Origin of the sequence: Moheibacter stercoris (assembly GCF_040545805.1) — a bacterium.
Taxonomy (GTDB): Bacteria; Bacteroidota; Bacteroidia; order Flavobacteriales; family Weeksellaceae; genus Moheibacter; species Moheibacter stercoris.
Genome location: NZ_JBEPMO010000002.1, coordinates 47,250 through 62,960, shown reverse-complemented (window position 1 = coordinate 62,960; position 15,711 = coordinate 47,250). Strand labels below are relative to the sequence as shown.

Below are 15,711 nucleotides of genomic sequence, written 5' to 3'. Positions count from 1 at the left end.
AAAATTTAATTAAAACTATAAAAATGAAATTCAATTTATTGAAAATTAGCAATTTGAAGAAGTCATTATTGACGATGATAACTTTTATGACGGGCGCAATTTTTATCGTACAAGCTCAGGAATATAACTTTCAATTAGTGAAAGATCTAAATCCGGGAAGCGTACACAGCAATCCCAAAGAAATGACAGTTGTCGGAAATAGTATGTTTTTTGTGGCAGACTGGGACAATGGTCAGCAAACACGTCTTTATTTATGGAAAAGTGATGGAACGACTTCAGGAACAGAACTAGTTCAAAGTAATTTTTCTGAAATTTATACGCCGGAAAATTTAATTCTCCATAACGGTTGGCTTTATTTCAGCGGTGCAGATGAATACGATGGTAATGAACCTTGGAAATCCGATGGAAGCCTTTCAGGAACGGTTCCATTTAAAAATATAAATCCTACAACTTACGCAGGAAGTAATCCTGAGCATTTTACGAGTTTCAATGATAAAATTTATTTTGCTGCCAATAACGGAACAGTCGGAAATGAATTATGGATTTCAGATGGAACTTCTGTAGGAACTGCATTGTTGAAAGATATCAGGACTGGAGCAAATTCAAGTAATCCCCAAAATTTTTATCCTTTTAATGGGAAACTATATTTTGAAGCCAACGATGGTGATTCCGGATTTGAATTATGGGTAACAGATGGCACATCTTCCGGAACACTTTTGCTAAAAGACATCGGAGACGGAAACAACGATGGTCAAATTGATTTTTTGACAGAATTCAACGGAAAACTCTATTTCTCTGCATGGAACCTCGCTGCAGGTAAAGAACTTTGGGTAACAGACGGAACAACTGCCGGAACACAACTTGTGAAAGACATCAACCCAAGTGCGGGGTCATATCCTTCTTATCTGACCGTTTACAACGGAGCTTTATATTTCGTGGCAACAGTTGGAAGTGTAAAACAACTTTGGAAAACGGATGGAACAGAAGCCGGAACGACACTTGCTTGGAACGCCAGCTTAGATGTTTTGGACATAAAAGATTTGATGGTGTACAACGGGAATTTGTATTTCAGTTCCGAAAATGAACTGGAAGGTTATGAAGTTTGGAAAACAGATGGCACAACAAGCGGAACAGTACGATTAAAAGACATAAAAGTGGGATTTGACGGAAGTGACCCGGAATATTTCCACGTGTATAACGGATTACTTTACTTTACGGCAAATGATGGCTCAAATGGAAGAGAGCTTTGGGTTTCAAATGGAACGGAAGCAGGAACCGTGAAAATCGCACCAAACGTGGCTACCGGAAACAGCCCACTTGTGGAAAATCCTAATTTCACAGAATTTAATGGTTCTTTATATTTCTCGGCTGGATTTGATGGAAATGGTGTAGAGCTTTGGAAATTGACAACTGAGAATATGAGTACTCAAGATTTAGCAGCTGCGCAACTTTCAACTGTTTATCCAAATCCTGTTAGAGATTATTTGACAATTGATTTGGATAAAATTAAATCTTCACGTATTCAATTGTTTGATTTACAGGGTAGATTGATGCAAGATCAAACAATAGAATCGAAAGGAAAACTAAATATGTCAACACTTCCTTCAGGTGTTTACATTCTTAAGATTGAAGCTACTGGAGAGACCAAAAAGATCATCAAAAGGTAGATTTTTTTTTCATTTAAGCCGATTTAGAAATGAATCGGCTTTTTTCAGGGAATCCTCCCACAAGAAAAAATACATTTAACATCAACTTTGTAAAAAATAAATTATGAGAACAATATTTATCCTAATGGTGGGAATTTTATTCCTAACTGCTTGTAAAGGCGACGATGATAATAATCCTGTAACTCCAGATATAGCAGGTAAGTGGAAAGTTACAAAGATTACAAGCGAAATGACAACTTCGAGTATTTATGCGATAGGAGAAGGAATTGATTACAATGGTTATATGACTTTTGAAAGTAATCCCAATAAAGTTTTTGGCGAAGGAGAAGTTTTGTTGGAAATCAAAATGTACATAGATGGAGTACTTGTCGAAACGATGCAACAAACCATCAGTCTTGCTAATCAATTTGAAACAGGTCAATGGGAGATTTCGGGAAATAATCTGACCCTTTCTGGTCAGAACAGCGACGTTACCATGACCATAACGGAAATCAATAACAATACAATGAAATTAACATACACACCAACTGATACGAATGTTGTGAAGTATGAATTTACACGAATTAATTAATCCTAAAAAAAATAAACAATTAGAATTATGAAAAAATTTATACTATCATTTTTAATGATTTCGGGTGTTGCACTTACGGCAAATGCACAATTCAAAGCGGGTATTCATTTCGGTTACGGAACAGAAATCGAACGTCCGGCAATAGGTGTAAATGCAGAATTTAATCTAATGGAAAAATTATCAGTAGCACCTGATTTTACTTATTATTTCACTGAAAAAATTAGTTATGTAACTACAAATTTATGGGAGTTAAACCTGAATGCTCATTATTATTTCCTAGGACAAGATAAATTCAAAGTATTTGGTTTGGGAGGTTTGAATTATGCGCATTACAACGTGAAGTCCGAGATAGATATTCCATTTTTTGGAGTGAATACGGCAGCAAGTGATGGTAAAATAGGATTTAACGTTGGGGGAGGAGCTACCTATCAATTAATTGAGAAATTGGAAGCTTTTAGTACCATCAAATACACGGTTTCAAGTACAGATCAAGCCGTATTCTATGTTGGAGCTCGTTATTTATTCTAATTTGAATTTGTATGAAATTGAAAACAAATATTTATCTGATTTGCCTAGTATTTTCCTTCATTGCTTTTTCAAGTTGTAAAGGGGATGACGAAGGAAATAGAAGAACGGCAAATTATATTCATTTTTCAGTAGATGGATCGCTCATGCCTGGTGTTTATGATATAAGACAAGAAGTAGATGAAAATGATGACTATTGGGCAAATTCAGGTATGGTGACAGGTATTGTTACGCCAAATGAGAATGGTGAGAAAGTAGCTATTTTGGGATTTACAGATAATGCTCAGAATTTAGCTGTGACCATAAGTGTTCCAGCTAAAAAAGGTATATATGAAATGGGTTTAAGTGATTTGGAAAAATACATTTCTATAACCAATACAAATACCAATAATATGGGTGAAGATTATACGCTTTTAGTTTCAAAAACGATGTCGCTAAATGTGAAAGAAATAGAAACGAGTACAGGAATGTTTGCTACGGTTAGACATATAAAAGGAAGTTTTAACGGTGTGATGGTGCATATTGATTCACAGACTGATATGGAATATGCACATACCGTTACTGGTGAATTTGAAATCAATCAATTCTTTTAATTCAATAACCTCTTATCAAATAACATATTTACCATTTCGGCTGGATTTTTATCCGGCCGATTTTTTTAGGGAAAACCCTCGTACGAACAGCTGAAAATTGAGAGAAATTTGTGATTATAAAAACTTAAACATGAAACTAAAATTTGTGATAATCCTTTTTTCAATCGTTTTTACTGGATGTAAAAATGAAGAAAATAAACCCGATTCAGAATTAAGTAAAACGAAAAACTCTGAAGTGAACAGTGGGAAAGTGAAGTCTTGTTTTGAATCCTTTCAGTATGATTTGGACAAGATACTTACGAAAGATGAGGTGCTGAAATACATAGATGATTCGCAGCATAGTCAGGTAGAAACCGAATTTAAGAACCGAAACAGTAGCATGAGTGAGCTTATTTATTCCTACCCAAGCGAACGGACACATACGATTTCTGTTGGGAAAATGTCTCAAAATGTTCCGGATAATAACATTATCAGTTTAAAAGGTTTGTCTTTCAGTAAAATAGATGAAGAAAAAACCTTGGAGCTATTTAATAGGAAATATAAAAAGCTGACCGAAGAAGAATTTCAAGAAATGAAATCCAATTTGGAAAAACAATACGCTGATAAGCCCAAAGCGGAACTAGAAACAGCTCTGAAATTTTTGGAAGTCAGAAAGAAATTTAATTCGATTCCAGTAGAAGGGCTGGGGACGGCTGCTTATTGGAAAAACTTTACCGTTAATGAAAATGACTATGGTGTGGAACTATTTGTATTGGCGGGTACAGTCGAATTTTTAGTACACGTTAAAATCTCTGATAACGATGAAATAAATTCAAATACGGCTATCGAAATAGCAAAAGACATTCTGGCAAAATGTAAATAAATTCAAATAATTAATTCGAAAAAAATAAAAAAATGAAAAAAATTGCTACCCTTATGATTTTTCTCTTACTGGTAAGTTTGGGGAAAACTGCGAACGCTCAATTCCTTGAAAAATTAGGAAAAAAAGTGGAAGAACGAGTTGAAAATACAATTATCAACAAAACAGCAAACAAGGCTGAAAAAGAGACAGGTAATGCCATGGATGGTGTTTTGGAGCCTAAGAAAAAAAACGAGTCTAATTCTGGGTCTAAACCTCAACAACAATCTCAACCTTCTCAAGGGAGTTCTACTTCCTCAAAGCTTAACTCTTCTTATGCATTCAGTTATCAATATCAATTGACCATGAAAACCAAGGAAGGGAATATGATAATGGATTATTTCGTTGAACCCAAAAAGGAGTATTTAGGTGCTCGAATGAGTATGTCTGGGATGGAACAGTTCATGATTTTCGAAAACGATAATATCCATACTTTCATAGAAATGAATGGGATGAAAATTTCCCAAACCATCAATCCCAATCAATTTATGGGAAATGTAGGAGAGGATATAGATCAAAATGATTACCGCGTTTCTGAGATTCCTGGAAAAACAATTTTGGGCTACAAATGCAAAGGAATGAAAATGGAAAATAATGAATATGAATTCAAAATCTATTATACAAATGACGCTCCTTTTTCATTGAACAATACATTGAATTCGAATCAAATGGTTCCAGAGAAATTCAAAAATATGATGAACGATAAAACACTTATGATGGAAATGCAAATGGTGGATAAAAAGAATAGCAAAAATAACGCAACAATGGAGTGTACGGCTGTCAAAGAAAATAAATTCAATTTTTCAACCCAAGGATATTCAACTTTTTAATACATAAAACTATGGAATCAGTAAAAAAGATAGAACCGCAAGAATTGACGGTTTCGGAAGAAGGAAAAAACATTGCGATGATTTCTTACCTCACCATCATCGGACTCATCATCGCATTTATTCAAAACGGCGAAAAGAAAGATCCGTTTGCGGCTTATCACATCCGACAATCCATAGGATTAGCGATTGTTGGATTGGGTATTTCAGTGGTCGGAATGGTGCCGATTTTGGGATGGATTTTGAGTTTTGTGGCTTTCTTTCTTGTGGTATATATGTGGGTTATTGGGTTGATGAATGCCGTAAATAAAAGACAAAAACCTTTGCCTTTTTTGGGTAAAAAGTTTGAAGAATGGTTTGAATCAGTTGGATAAAGAATTCTTATATCAAAGAAAACCTTCCAGAATAGCTTTTTTCACCAATCCGGCTAAATTTTTCACATCAAATTTGATAAACAAATTGGTGCGGTGATTTTCAACTGTTTTTTCAGATAGAAAAACCAATTCAGCAATTTCTTTTGTGGTTTTTTCTTGGAGAATGAGGGACAAGATTTCTTTTTCTCTCGGTGTGAGAAGAATACTTTGCTTTTGTCGAATCGAATTTTGATTACCACTATTCACAAGACCTTTTGAAATGAATTTTTCCTCTTTTTTTATCGATTCAAGTGCTCGGAAGATTTCTTCTTTAGGGTCTGATTTGAGTAAATAACCATCGACATCTTGTTTGAAAAGTGTATTGACAGTGTTTTCGTCAGCAAGCGACGAAATGATGATGATTTTTAATTTGGGGTAATTTTCTTTGATTTCCTTTATAAAATCACGTGCATCTGACTTCCCAAACATTATGTCTTGGAACAGAATGTCGATGGAATGAGTTTTTAAAATTTCAAACAATTCAAGTTTGTCAATTGCCATGTAGCAACTGATGCTTGGATCTTGGTTTTTTAAAACGGTTATAAATCCGTCAATTATCAGCGAGTGATCATCCGCAATTAAAATCTTCATACATTAAACTGTTTTCAACAACAAAAATACGGAAGTTCCTCTTTGGGAAGAATCAATATTAATCTGCCCATTTATTTTTTCAAATCTTTCAATGATACCAGACAATCCTTTTGATTTTTTTTCTGCTTCCAAATTGAATCCCACACCATCATCTTCGATATTTACTGTAAGAACATCTTCGTTTTTCATCAACATGACATCTATTTGTTTGGCATTTGAATGTTTGATAGCATTTTGAATAAATTCTTGAACGACTCTATACAAAACCATTGCATGATCTTTGTTGAGGTTGACTTGCTCAACATTGGATTGGAAGATTATAGGCTGTTTTTCAGTGCTACAATCGTCACAGAATGTTTTTACAACTTTCACGATGTTTTCTTTTTCAAAATCAATTGGCATCAAATTATGCGCAACTTGTCTTATTTCGCGATGAGTATCACGTACTAAATTCAATAATTTGTCTGAATCTGAATTGTTTTCAATTTGCAGTTTAACCGCCACTAAATTGGAAGCGATTCCATCGTGCAACTCTTGAGCGAGACGTTTTCTTTCCTTTTCTTCACCCAACATAAGCGATTTGAGTAATGCAGCTTCTTGTTCGGCTTTGAGTGTGGTGATGCGTTGTTGGTTGATTTTCTTATTTTGATAGAAACCTCCAAAAATTAACAATGCTAACAAGCCAAGCCCCACTGAAGTACCAATGAAAATATTTCGTTGATTGTTCTTTTTCTGTATTTCGAGCTCTTGTTCAGCTATTTGTTTTTCTTTTTTCTCATTTTCATATTTGGCAGTAAGTTCATTGACAATCACAATATTTTGATCAAGTCTCGAATTGTCTTTTAATCTTATGTGCTCCAATAAATGAGTAGTAGCTTCTTTATAATCTCCTGTTTTATCACAAGCGAGACCTAAAAAGAGTAATGTTTGGGTTATTTTAGGGGTTAAATTTAAGGTTCTAAACATTTCTAGAGCCTTTGACATTTCATCTTTAGAACTTTTATAATCTTCTTTTCGGTAAAAAATCAACGCTTTTTTGAACAAGGCATCTGCAATCGAAGAGTCTGATTTTAGAAAGGCAATTTCTTGCACAGATTTATCACTGTAATCGATTGCTTTTTCAAATTCATTGTTTCGAGCATAATATTCAGCCAACATGGAGTATGCTTTTGAGCGTCCTTTTTTATTTTGAATATCTTTTTCATCTGTAGGAATAGAAATAGCTTTTTCGGCCCAATTTTTCGACTCCTCAAAATCTTTCAATGACATATAACCTTCAGCAATTGCAGCGACTAATGATACTTCTAGAGTTTTGTCGCTTGATTTTTGCAGAGCTTCATAAGCTTTAAATAGGTATTCTAGATGTTTTTCAAAATTATAAATCGAACTAAATTGCGTAGCAGTATTAAAATAATTGACTATGAGTTTGTCGTAATCTTTTCGATTTTCTAAGATTTTAGCAATGTCAAGAAACATCTCAATTGCTTCATCTTTTTGGTTTTTTAAACTGAAATAATTTCCCCTTAAATTCATAAAACTAATTTTCAACATCTCATCTTTTATGAGTGGAAATTGATCATCATAAATTTTCATAGCATCATCTTGTTCTCCATTTTGCATTTTGTGACGAGCAAGTACATAATAAAGATACTGAACGTATGGTTCTTTCTTTTTTTCTCCTAAATTAATTGCCTCTTGATAGATTTTATCACAATTATCTAATCTGTTTTGAGAGCATTCATTGGCTTTTTTAACCAATTCTAGAATTTCAGGATCGGTTACATCTTCGAGATTATTTTGAGAAAAGACAACTGAGTTTAGCAGTAAAAAAAGTAAAATAGTAAAGTAGTGTTTCATAATGGAAGAGTAAAGTTAAACGTATGGTTTTAGTACGAGGCTAATTAAAACCATTTGTTGAATATAAAAAACTTTTAACTGATTCTAATTAAAATTGAGAAGAAATTTCGGATTTTACGCCTGAAATTACTAGAATAAATAAGTCATTCTTTAACTTTTACATTTCATTAACCGTTCAAACTATAAAATAGTTCTTATTTTCGCAAGATAAATTTTTGACCATGAATATTCCTTTTAAAAAGTGGAACAACATACTAGGATGGGGCATGTTCGTCATTTCGGCGATTGTGTATTTGTTAACCATGGAGCGAAAACTAAGTTTTTGGGATTGTGGTGAATACATCGTGTCTTCTGCAAAATTGGGTGTTACGCATGCTCCTGGTGCAGCTTTGTATCAATTAATTGGTGCTGTTTGGGCAGGATTGGCGTTTGGTGATACCAGCAAATATGCAGTTTTAATCAATTCCATGTCTGCAATTGCTAGTGCTGCTACCATTATGTTTTTGTTTTGGACCATTACGCATTTGGCAAGAAGAATGTTCTTTGTAACCAAACCCAATGAATTAATCGACAACGCCTATTCGACTGCTTTATCAAAATCTCAAGCTTTGATTGTATTGGGAAGTGGTATTGTTGGGTCAATGGCCTTTATGTTCAGTGATTCTTTTTGGTTCTCAGCAGTTGAAGGTGAAGTATATGCGATGGCATCTTTGTTTACAGCCATCTTGATTTGGATGGGTTGTAAATGGGAAGAAGAATCTGATAAGGATAGAGCCAATAAGTGGTTTTTACTAATTTCCTTATTCATTGGTTTAGCGACGGGAGTTCACTTGATGGCGATTTTAGCAATACCTGCAGTATGTTATATGTATTACGCAAAGAACTATAAGTTTACAGTTAAAAGCTTCATTATTGCGAATATTATAACGGCTGTATTTTTAGGGTTTGTATTCAAAGTTTTGTTTGGAGCGATTATGTCTTTCTTCGGGAAAACAGAAATCTATGTGGTCAACAACTTCGGATTACCGTTTAATTCGGGAACTTTCATAGCCGCTTTAATCCTTATTTTAGTTTTTTGGTTAGGAGTGAAGTACACCAAAAAATACAATTGGAAACTAGGAAATACAATGGTTTTGTCCATAGCTTTCATGTTAATTGGATTTTCTTGTTGGTTGGTTATTCCAATTCGTGCCAATGCAAATCCGCATATGAATTTAAATGATCCTGATTCGGCTTTGGGAATGTTGGATTATTTCAATCGTGAACAATATGGTGATTGGCCAACCATAAGAGGGCAAGTTTATACGGCGCATATCGCAGATGATGGAATTTCCGTTTTGCCTTCTGGAGCTTATGAAACAAAAGTTACCGGAGCGAATTATGTCAAAGATTTGAATTCGAAAAAATACATCAAAGTATCGGATAGAAAGGATTACGTCTACAATAAAAAACATATCAAATGGTTTCCTAAAATGTACAATGCTTCGCCAGATGTGATGGAGAATTATGCAGCGATGTATGGATTTCCTGAATTTTCTATCAATCCAATGTTCTTCAATAATCCTGAAGATCATCCGGAAGTAAAAGCACAAAAAAGACAATATGCAGAAAAGATGTACAATGATTTGTTACAGAAAAAGCATGATGGTTCTTTGAAGGTTGCTGATTTACAAAAGGCTTCTGAATTATTGGATATTCAACCACCGACTTTTGGTCAGCAATTGAATTACTTCTTGGATTTCCAATTGGATTATATGTTTTTCCGTTATTTCATGTGGAATTTCTCTGGAAAACAAAACGATTGGGAAGGTAATTTAGAAGTAACGAAAGGAAACTGGATTACGGGAATTCCGTTTATCGATAATGCAAGATTGGGCGATCAATCTAAATTACCAGCTGTTTTCAAAGAAAACAAAGGACATAATGTGTATTACATGTTGCCTTTAATTTTGGGATTAATTGGATTCTTCGTGCAGTTAAATCGAAATTTAACACATTGGTGGGCGATTTTGTCCTTATTTCTATTGACTTCAGTCGGAATCATCTTCTATACGAGTGTAAAACCATTTGAACCGAGAGAACGTGATTATGCATTGGTGAGTTCGTTTTATGCGTTTGCTATTTGGATTGGATTAGGAGTTCAAGCGATTTATCTGTTGGTGAAGAAATTTAAAAAGCGCGAATTGACTCCTTCAGTTTCGATTGTGATTTCAGCGATTTGTTTAGGAATTCCTTTGTTGATGGGATTCCAAAATTGGGATGATCATGATCGATCAAAACGTGAAGGTGCGTATGCATTGGCATATAATTATTTGAAAAACTTAGACAAGAACGCCATTTTGTTTGTGTATGGTGATAACGATACTTATCCGCTTTGGGGATTACAGGAAACAGAAAACTTCCGTGACGACTTGAAAATTGTGAATTATACTTTATTGGGTTCACCTTGGAACATAGAACAATCTTTACGTAGAACCTATAATGCAGCGCCACTTCCAGGGAAAATGCAATACAAAGATTATCAGTTGAACACCAACGATAACATCATGGTGGTAGCTGGAAGTATCAAATCAATTTTTAATGAATTGCATAGTATTATACGTCCAGACGCTAGTTTATCCTTATCGGAAATCATGAACTTAAGTCCTGATCAAATTTCTGGGTATTTAACGGATCCAGGATATGATCCTGCTGGAATTCAAAATATGTATCGTTCTGTACAATCTCTTGAACAATATTTGGTGAAGGATAGTATGACGGTAAAAGAAGCGATGGACTTCTTGATGGACAATAAAAATCCGTCCAAAGCTGCATTGGCTGATTATTTTGGGTATCCGGTTGGAGCGGTGAATTATTTACCCGTTGATAAATTGGTGATTCCGGTTAACAAAGAAAATGCAATCAAACATGGAATTGTTTCTGCTGCTGACGCAGGAAGTATAGTGGATCATATCACGATCAAATTAGGAAAGCGTCAATTGTACAAGTCAGAATTGATGATGATTTCGATGTTCTCTGAATACAATTGGGATCGTAGCATCTATTTCAGTGGTGGAGGAATCTCAGATGGAAGCAATATTTTCTGGTTGTCAGATTATTTAGAAAACAATGGATTTACCTACAAATTAATTCCAATCAAGACGCCATTTGGTTCAGGTGGGAAATTAGGAAGAACCAATACAGAACAGATGTATAAAAACTTCCAAGAATTTGAATGGGCAAATTATAATTTGGATAATGCTTCTTTCTCCAATACCGATAGAAATTACACCAATACCTACCGAAACATTGGAACAAGATTGGCAGAAGACTTCATTGAAAGAGGTGATAAAGCAACGGCTAAAAAGATTTTGGATACCTTGATGGAGAAAATTCCAGATCAGCCTAGATACGATTATGGTGTAAGTTTAGAAAGAGTAGGTCATGCGTATCGAAAAATAGGCGAAACGGAAAAAGCCAATAAAATTCTAAAATCAACCAAAGATCGATTGATTGAAAAAATCAATTTCTATGAAACTTTGCCTTCTCATTTGCGTTACACTGTCGGTAAACAATTAGCTGATGCAAGAAGTGATTATGCGATTATGGTGTATGGTGAAGTTACGGCTTTGTTACAAGCAGGAAATAAAGAAGGAGCTATGAAAGTATTTGAATCTGAATTTAAACCAATCAAGGAGAAGTTGGTTCAAACTTATAAAGCACACAACAAAGATGGTAATATCGACGTTAAAGAACAGAACAATATTGATGGCCAATTCCGATTTGTAAGTGAATTACTGGGAATTGCAGATATGATCGATTCAACGTATGCCGAAAGAGAAACAAATAATTTATACGATATTTTAACAAACGAGAAATAAATTAAATTTTTATGAAAAAGTTATTTTTAAGCGCATGTTTAGGGTTAATTGGGCTAGTTGGGGTAAATGCTCAAGAAGGATTAAAAGCAGAAGCAACCGTAGGAGCAACGATCGGTGATGGTGCTGATGCTTTTGGAATTAACTATGGCGCTGCTGCTTCTTACTTATATCCAGTGATGGAAAATCTACATGTTGGAGGTAAAGTAGGATTGGACATTTTTGGAGGTAAAAAGGTAGATGCTGTTATCATCGATGGTGTTGCAGTAAATTCAAACCTTAAAGCTCAAAATATGACCTTGATTCCAATTACAGCTTCTGCTCAATATGATTTCATGGATCAATTTTTTGCTGGAGTAGATTTAGGATATGCCATTAGTTTAAACAATGATTACAACGGCGGATTCTATTTTATGCCAAAAGGTGGATGGCAAAATGAATTCATTCAAGTTTTTGCTTATTTGAAAGGAATTTCTTCTAAAATCGATAGTGATATTCCAGATACAGCATTCTCTAAAAATTTCAACAATGTTATGGGAATTGGAGTAGGTGCTGCTTACAAATTCTAATAACTCATTCAAGAATAAATAAAAAAGACGGAATCAATTCCGTCTTTTTTTATGGGTGTATTTTTAGTTCGAATTAAAATAATCCATTCAATTCTGCATCGACTTTATCGTAGATAAAACTCAAATCTTCGCGATTGTTGACAAAATCCAAATTGTCTACATCAATGATCAAAAGTTTTCCTTCATGGTAAGTTTTGATCCATTCTTCGTATTTTTCATTCAATCGACTTAAATATTCGATGCTGATGGTGGACTCATATTCTCTTCCACGCATTTGAATTTGTTTCACCAAAGTAGGAATGGTAGCGCGAAGGTAAATCAACAAATCGGGTGCTTGAACAAATGAATTCATCAAGTTGAAAACCGTCAAGTAATTTTCATAATCTCGGGTCATCAAAAGTCCCATATCATGTAAATTGCTTGCAAAAATATAGGCATCTTCATGAATGGTTCTATCTTGAATGATGTCTAAACCGCTATCACGAATTTCTTTGATTTGTCTGAAGCGACTTCCCAAAAAATAGATTTGTAGGTTGAAAGCCCATTTTTCCATGTTGTTGTAAAAATCATCCAAGTAGGGATTTTGGTCAACATCCTCAAACTGAGGCTTCCAATTGAAATTTTTGGCTAATAATTGAGTCAAGGTAGTTTTTCCCGCACCTATGTTTCCGGCAATCGCTATATGCATTTTTAATCGTGTTTTTGGAATTCGTAAAGATAAACAACCTTATTAGTTAAGACAAAAAGATATCGGTTATTTATCGCGAAATAGTCAAAACCATTTGGGGTATCCAAAAGTTGCGTCGTTTTGGTTTGTAAATCGAATTTCCAAATTTTTCCTTCTGCAGAATAATAGAATTTCTGGTTCACAAAATACAATTGATCGAATTTTTGAAAAGGAATGACCGAAACCAAATTGGCATATTCATCAAAAACCAAACATTTGGTGTAGCCGATTAAATAGATTTTGTTTTGGTGGTAAACCATTTCAGAAAAGAATTCATCGCCTGTTTTTTCGCTTAATATTACTGATTGTCGTATGGCTTTCTTTTCACGATAATTCCAAAGAACCAATCGTTGCATAACAGGATCATATCCCCAAACATAATTGTTATCCACCAAAGCGGTAAGCGTTGGCGAAAAATTGGTTTCAATGGGAAATTGGATAAGATCTTGAATTGGATTCAATTGATTGTCTAACACCAATAGATTGAAAAATCCGGATTTTAATGTGACTTGAAGAATATTTTGGGTATTTAAATTTTCAAGAATTTGTTGATTTGAAAATGTTTTTCTTCTACGTGTTTGAAAGTCGATTTTGTTGAGTTCAGAAAAATTCCGGATGTAATACATATTGTGAAAATCATCTACGGAGAAATCAGTGATACTATCTCTTGCTTCCAATTGGATGGAGTCAATTTTTTTCCAACTTTGCCCCAATAAAAGGTTGCTTAGCAAAAACCCGATACCAAATATTATGAATTTCATCATTCTCAAAAATACATAAAAAAATGCTCGAAATACATAATAGTTCGAGCATTGTATGGTGACCGCGGAGGGATTCGAACCCCCAACCGTCGGAGCCGAAATCCGATATTCTATCCAGTTGAACTACGCAGCCTTAAAATTTTGGCCAAAATTACAAATTTTGTGTTATAAGCCCAACACCTTTATTCCTTGTTCAAATACGATATCATCTGGGATTCCAGCTTCTTTCAATCGATCTAAATCTTGTTGCAATTGACTTGAAATATGACCTTTATCTTTTGTGAGTTTCTTTACGCCTTCATAGTCTCCTTCTCCTTGCAATTTTAAAATCACCGCAGAAAGACTGTTCATGGCTTGTTCCATTTTTACAAAATCAACGATGTAGGTTCCTTCTTTTGTACGTTTAAATGCTCCTTTTTCTTGAAAATAATTGAAACAAATCATATTAGCCGAACCATGAGCACTTGCGCCAAAGCGAACCGATCGGAAAATTCCAGCTAAAAAGGTAACCATGAAATCTTCTTTTTGACCTTCTAAGTGGCCATCTTTTAACAATTGATTGACCATGTACAATCCAAGAATATCGGCTTTTCCTTCTTCCAAATGAGAATTTTGTTCTTTCAAAGCTTCACGAACGCTTCCTTTTCCATTGATGGTATTTTTGATTCCTAATCCATGTGCCACTTCGTGAAACATCACATTGGCAAAAAAGGCATCAAATTTCACATGTTGACGTTGAGATTCATCTATTAGAATTTCAGAAATCGGTAACATGATTTTGTCGAATTTCGCTTTCATCGCGTTTTTCAATTGCAATCTTCTGGTTCCTTTTTCTAACTGAACACGTTCATCATTGGGTAAATTGATGGCTATTGTTTTTCCGCCTGCATTACAATCTCCAGCATAATACACAACATCATAGGCATTCAAGTCAGAATCCGTTCCTGGACTTTCTGCTTTGTATTTGTCATCAACCGGTAGATTCTTTTGCAAATCGGGTAGTAAAGCGGCATATTTTTCCAATTTTTTGGACCATTCCATGTCTTTGATCAAAACATAGGCTTCGTGAGCTGTTTTATAACCAAATAATTCATCTTCGTAATTTTCAATTGGTCCAACGACGAAATCTAGACGATTGGTTTTCATGTTCATCCATGCAATGTCACTTTCAAAATATTCATCTGTTTCCAATGCTTTGGCACGTAATTCCAAATAATTTTTCAATCCTTCATCTTCTGAGAAGGTTGCAGCTTTACGTAATAAACTCGCGGCTTTTGCAATTTGGTCTTTGAAATGAACATGGTAAGGAATAGTGTATAATTTTCCTGTTTCATCACGTCTTACAAACGTATAAGGACTTTTTCCTTCTGGTAAATTGGCTTGTTCAAATTCCTCAACCGACATATCAAACGGATAGAAATTCGCGCCTTTTGGTTTGTCTGGGAATCCAGTCAAGAAAGGCTTCATATCATTTAGTCGATCCCAAGGACCATAATTGATTTCTGCATAGGTTTTGAAACGATTCGGGATTTTTGCCAATAATTCAGCTTTGTCTCCATAGGCCTCGTACCAAAACAAATCATCCATGATTTGGGAAGCTTCGATAAATAAAACCAACATGGCTTTTTCTTTATCGGTCAAATGTGAAATGTCCGAATTCAAGGTAACTGTAGCATAATTCTTTAAGGAATCTTTGACTTCTATTTCTACTTCTGGAAGTTGTTCATTATTATCAACCGGTTTTTTTTCCGATTTACAACTTTGAATAATTGCTCCTGCGCAAACAAGTGCTAAACCTAAAATTACGATACGTTTCATTTGACTAAAATTGCAATAAATACCAAAAATAAAATAA

At 34.5% G+C, this 15,711-nt stretch carries 14 protein-coding genes and 1 tRNA gene; 9 read left to right on the top strand and 6 right to left on the bottom strand.

What is annotated here, in order from left to right; genetic code table 11:
- Positions 1-23 precede the first annotated feature (23 nt).
- From ABID46_RS02190 to ABID46_RS02160, 7 genes are all read left to right on the top strand, one after another.
- A complete protein-coding gene (locus tag ABID46_RS02190; RefSeq protein WP_354506559.1) occupies positions 24-1,667 on the top strand; it encodes an ELWxxDGT repeat protein in 1,644 nt (547 codons plus the stop codon).
- Positions 1,668-1,770: 103 nt separating this feature from the next.
- Positions 1,771-2,238, top strand: a complete 468-nt coding sequence (locus ABID46_RS02185; RefSeq protein ID WP_354506555.1) for a lipocalin family protein — start codon at positions 1,771-1,773, stop codon at positions 2,236-2,238.
- Positions 2,239-2,265: 27 nt separating this feature from the next.
- Positions 2,266-2,766, top strand: a complete 501-nt coding sequence (locus tag ABID46_RS02180; RefSeq protein ID WP_354506552.1) for an outer membrane protein — start codon at positions 2,266-2,268, stop codon at positions 2,764-2,766.
- A 143-nt stretch (positions 2,767-2,909) separates the two neighbouring features.
- A complete protein-coding gene (locus ABID46_RS02175; RefSeq protein WP_354506549.1) occupies positions 2,910-3,356 on the top strand; it encodes a hypothetical protein in 447 nt (148 codons plus the stop codon).
- A gap of 130 nt (positions 3,357-3,486) precedes the next feature.
- Complete coding sequence (locus ABID46_RS02170; protein WP_354506546.1) at positions 3,487-4,218, top strand: hypothetical protein; 732 nt, start codon at positions 3,487-3,489, stop codon at positions 4,216-4,218.
- Between the two features lie 32 nt (positions 4,219-4,250).
- Positions 4,251-5,084, top strand: a complete 834-nt coding sequence (locus ABID46_RS02165; protein ID WP_354506543.1) for a hypothetical protein — start codon at positions 4,251-4,253, stop codon at positions 5,082-5,084.
- Positions 5,085-5,095: 11 nt separating this feature from the next.
- A complete protein-coding gene (locus ABID46_RS02160; protein WP_354506540.1) occupies positions 5,096-5,455 on the top strand; it encodes a DUF4870 domain-containing protein in 360 nt (119 codons plus the stop codon).
- 12 nt (positions 5,456-5,467) lie between these two features.
- On the opposite strand, the gene ABID46_RS02155 is transcribed toward ABID46_RS02160, so the two are convergent.
- Positions 5,468-6,085 (bottom strand): LuxR C-terminal-related transcriptional regulator, encoded by a 618-nt coding sequence (locus ABID46_RS02155; RefSeq protein ID WP_354506537.1) that lies wholly within the window; start codon positions 6,083-6,085, stop codon positions 5,468-5,470.
- A 3-nt stretch (positions 6,086-6,088) separates the two neighbouring features.
- Complete coding sequence (locus ABID46_RS02150) at positions 6,089-7,942, bottom strand: tetratricopeptide repeat-containing sensor histidine kinase (protein WP_354506534.1); 1,854 nt, start codon at positions 7,940-7,942, stop codon at positions 6,089-6,091.
- A 221-nt stretch (positions 7,943-8,163) separates the two neighbouring features.
- On the opposite strand from ABID46_RS02150, the gene ABID46_RS02145 reads away from it, so the two are divergent.
- Both ABID46_RS02145 and ABID46_RS02140 read left to right on the top strand, forming a co-directional pair.
- Positions 8,164-11,802 (top strand): protein O-mannosyl-transferase family, encoded by a 3,639-nt coding sequence (locus ABID46_RS02145; RefSeq protein ID WP_354506531.1) that lies wholly within the window; start codon positions 8,164-8,166, stop codon positions 11,800-11,802.
- A gap of 11 nt (positions 11,803-11,813) precedes the next feature.
- On the top strand, positions 11,814-12,368 hold the full coding sequence (locus ABID46_RS02140; protein WP_354506523.1) for a hypothetical protein: 555 nt from the start codon (positions 11,814-11,816) through the stop codon (positions 12,366-12,368).
- 73 nt (positions 12,369-12,441) lie between these two features.
- On the opposite strand, the gene ABID46_RS02135 is transcribed toward ABID46_RS02140, so the two are convergent.
- The 4 genes from ABID46_RS02135 to ABID46_RS02120 form a co-directional block, all read right to left on the bottom strand.
- The gene (locus tag ABID46_RS02135) at positions 12,442-13,056 is read right to left on the bottom strand and encodes a deoxynucleoside kinase (RefSeq protein ID WP_354506520.1); all 615 of its coding nucleotides are present in this window, start codon (positions 13,054-13,056) and stop codon (positions 12,442-12,444) included.
- Between the two features lie 2 nt (positions 13,057-13,058).
- Positions 13,059-13,859 carry a hypothetical protein gene (locus ABID46_RS02130; protein WP_354506517.1) on the bottom strand — a complete coding sequence of 267 codons (801 nt, stop codon included), beginning with the start codon at positions 13,857-13,859 and terminating at the stop codon, positions 13,059-13,061.
- A gap of 53 nt (positions 13,860-13,912) precedes the next feature.
- Positions 13,913-13,989 (bottom strand) — tRNA-Arg (locus tag ABID46_RS02125).
- Positions 13,990-14,021: 32 nt separating this feature from the next.
- On the bottom strand, positions 14,022-15,674 hold the full coding sequence (locus tag ABID46_RS02120; RefSeq protein WP_354506514.1) for a DUF8614 domain-containing protein: 1,653 nt from the start codon (positions 15,672-15,674) through the stop codon (positions 14,022-14,024).
- Positions 15,675-15,711 lie beyond the last annotated feature (37 nt).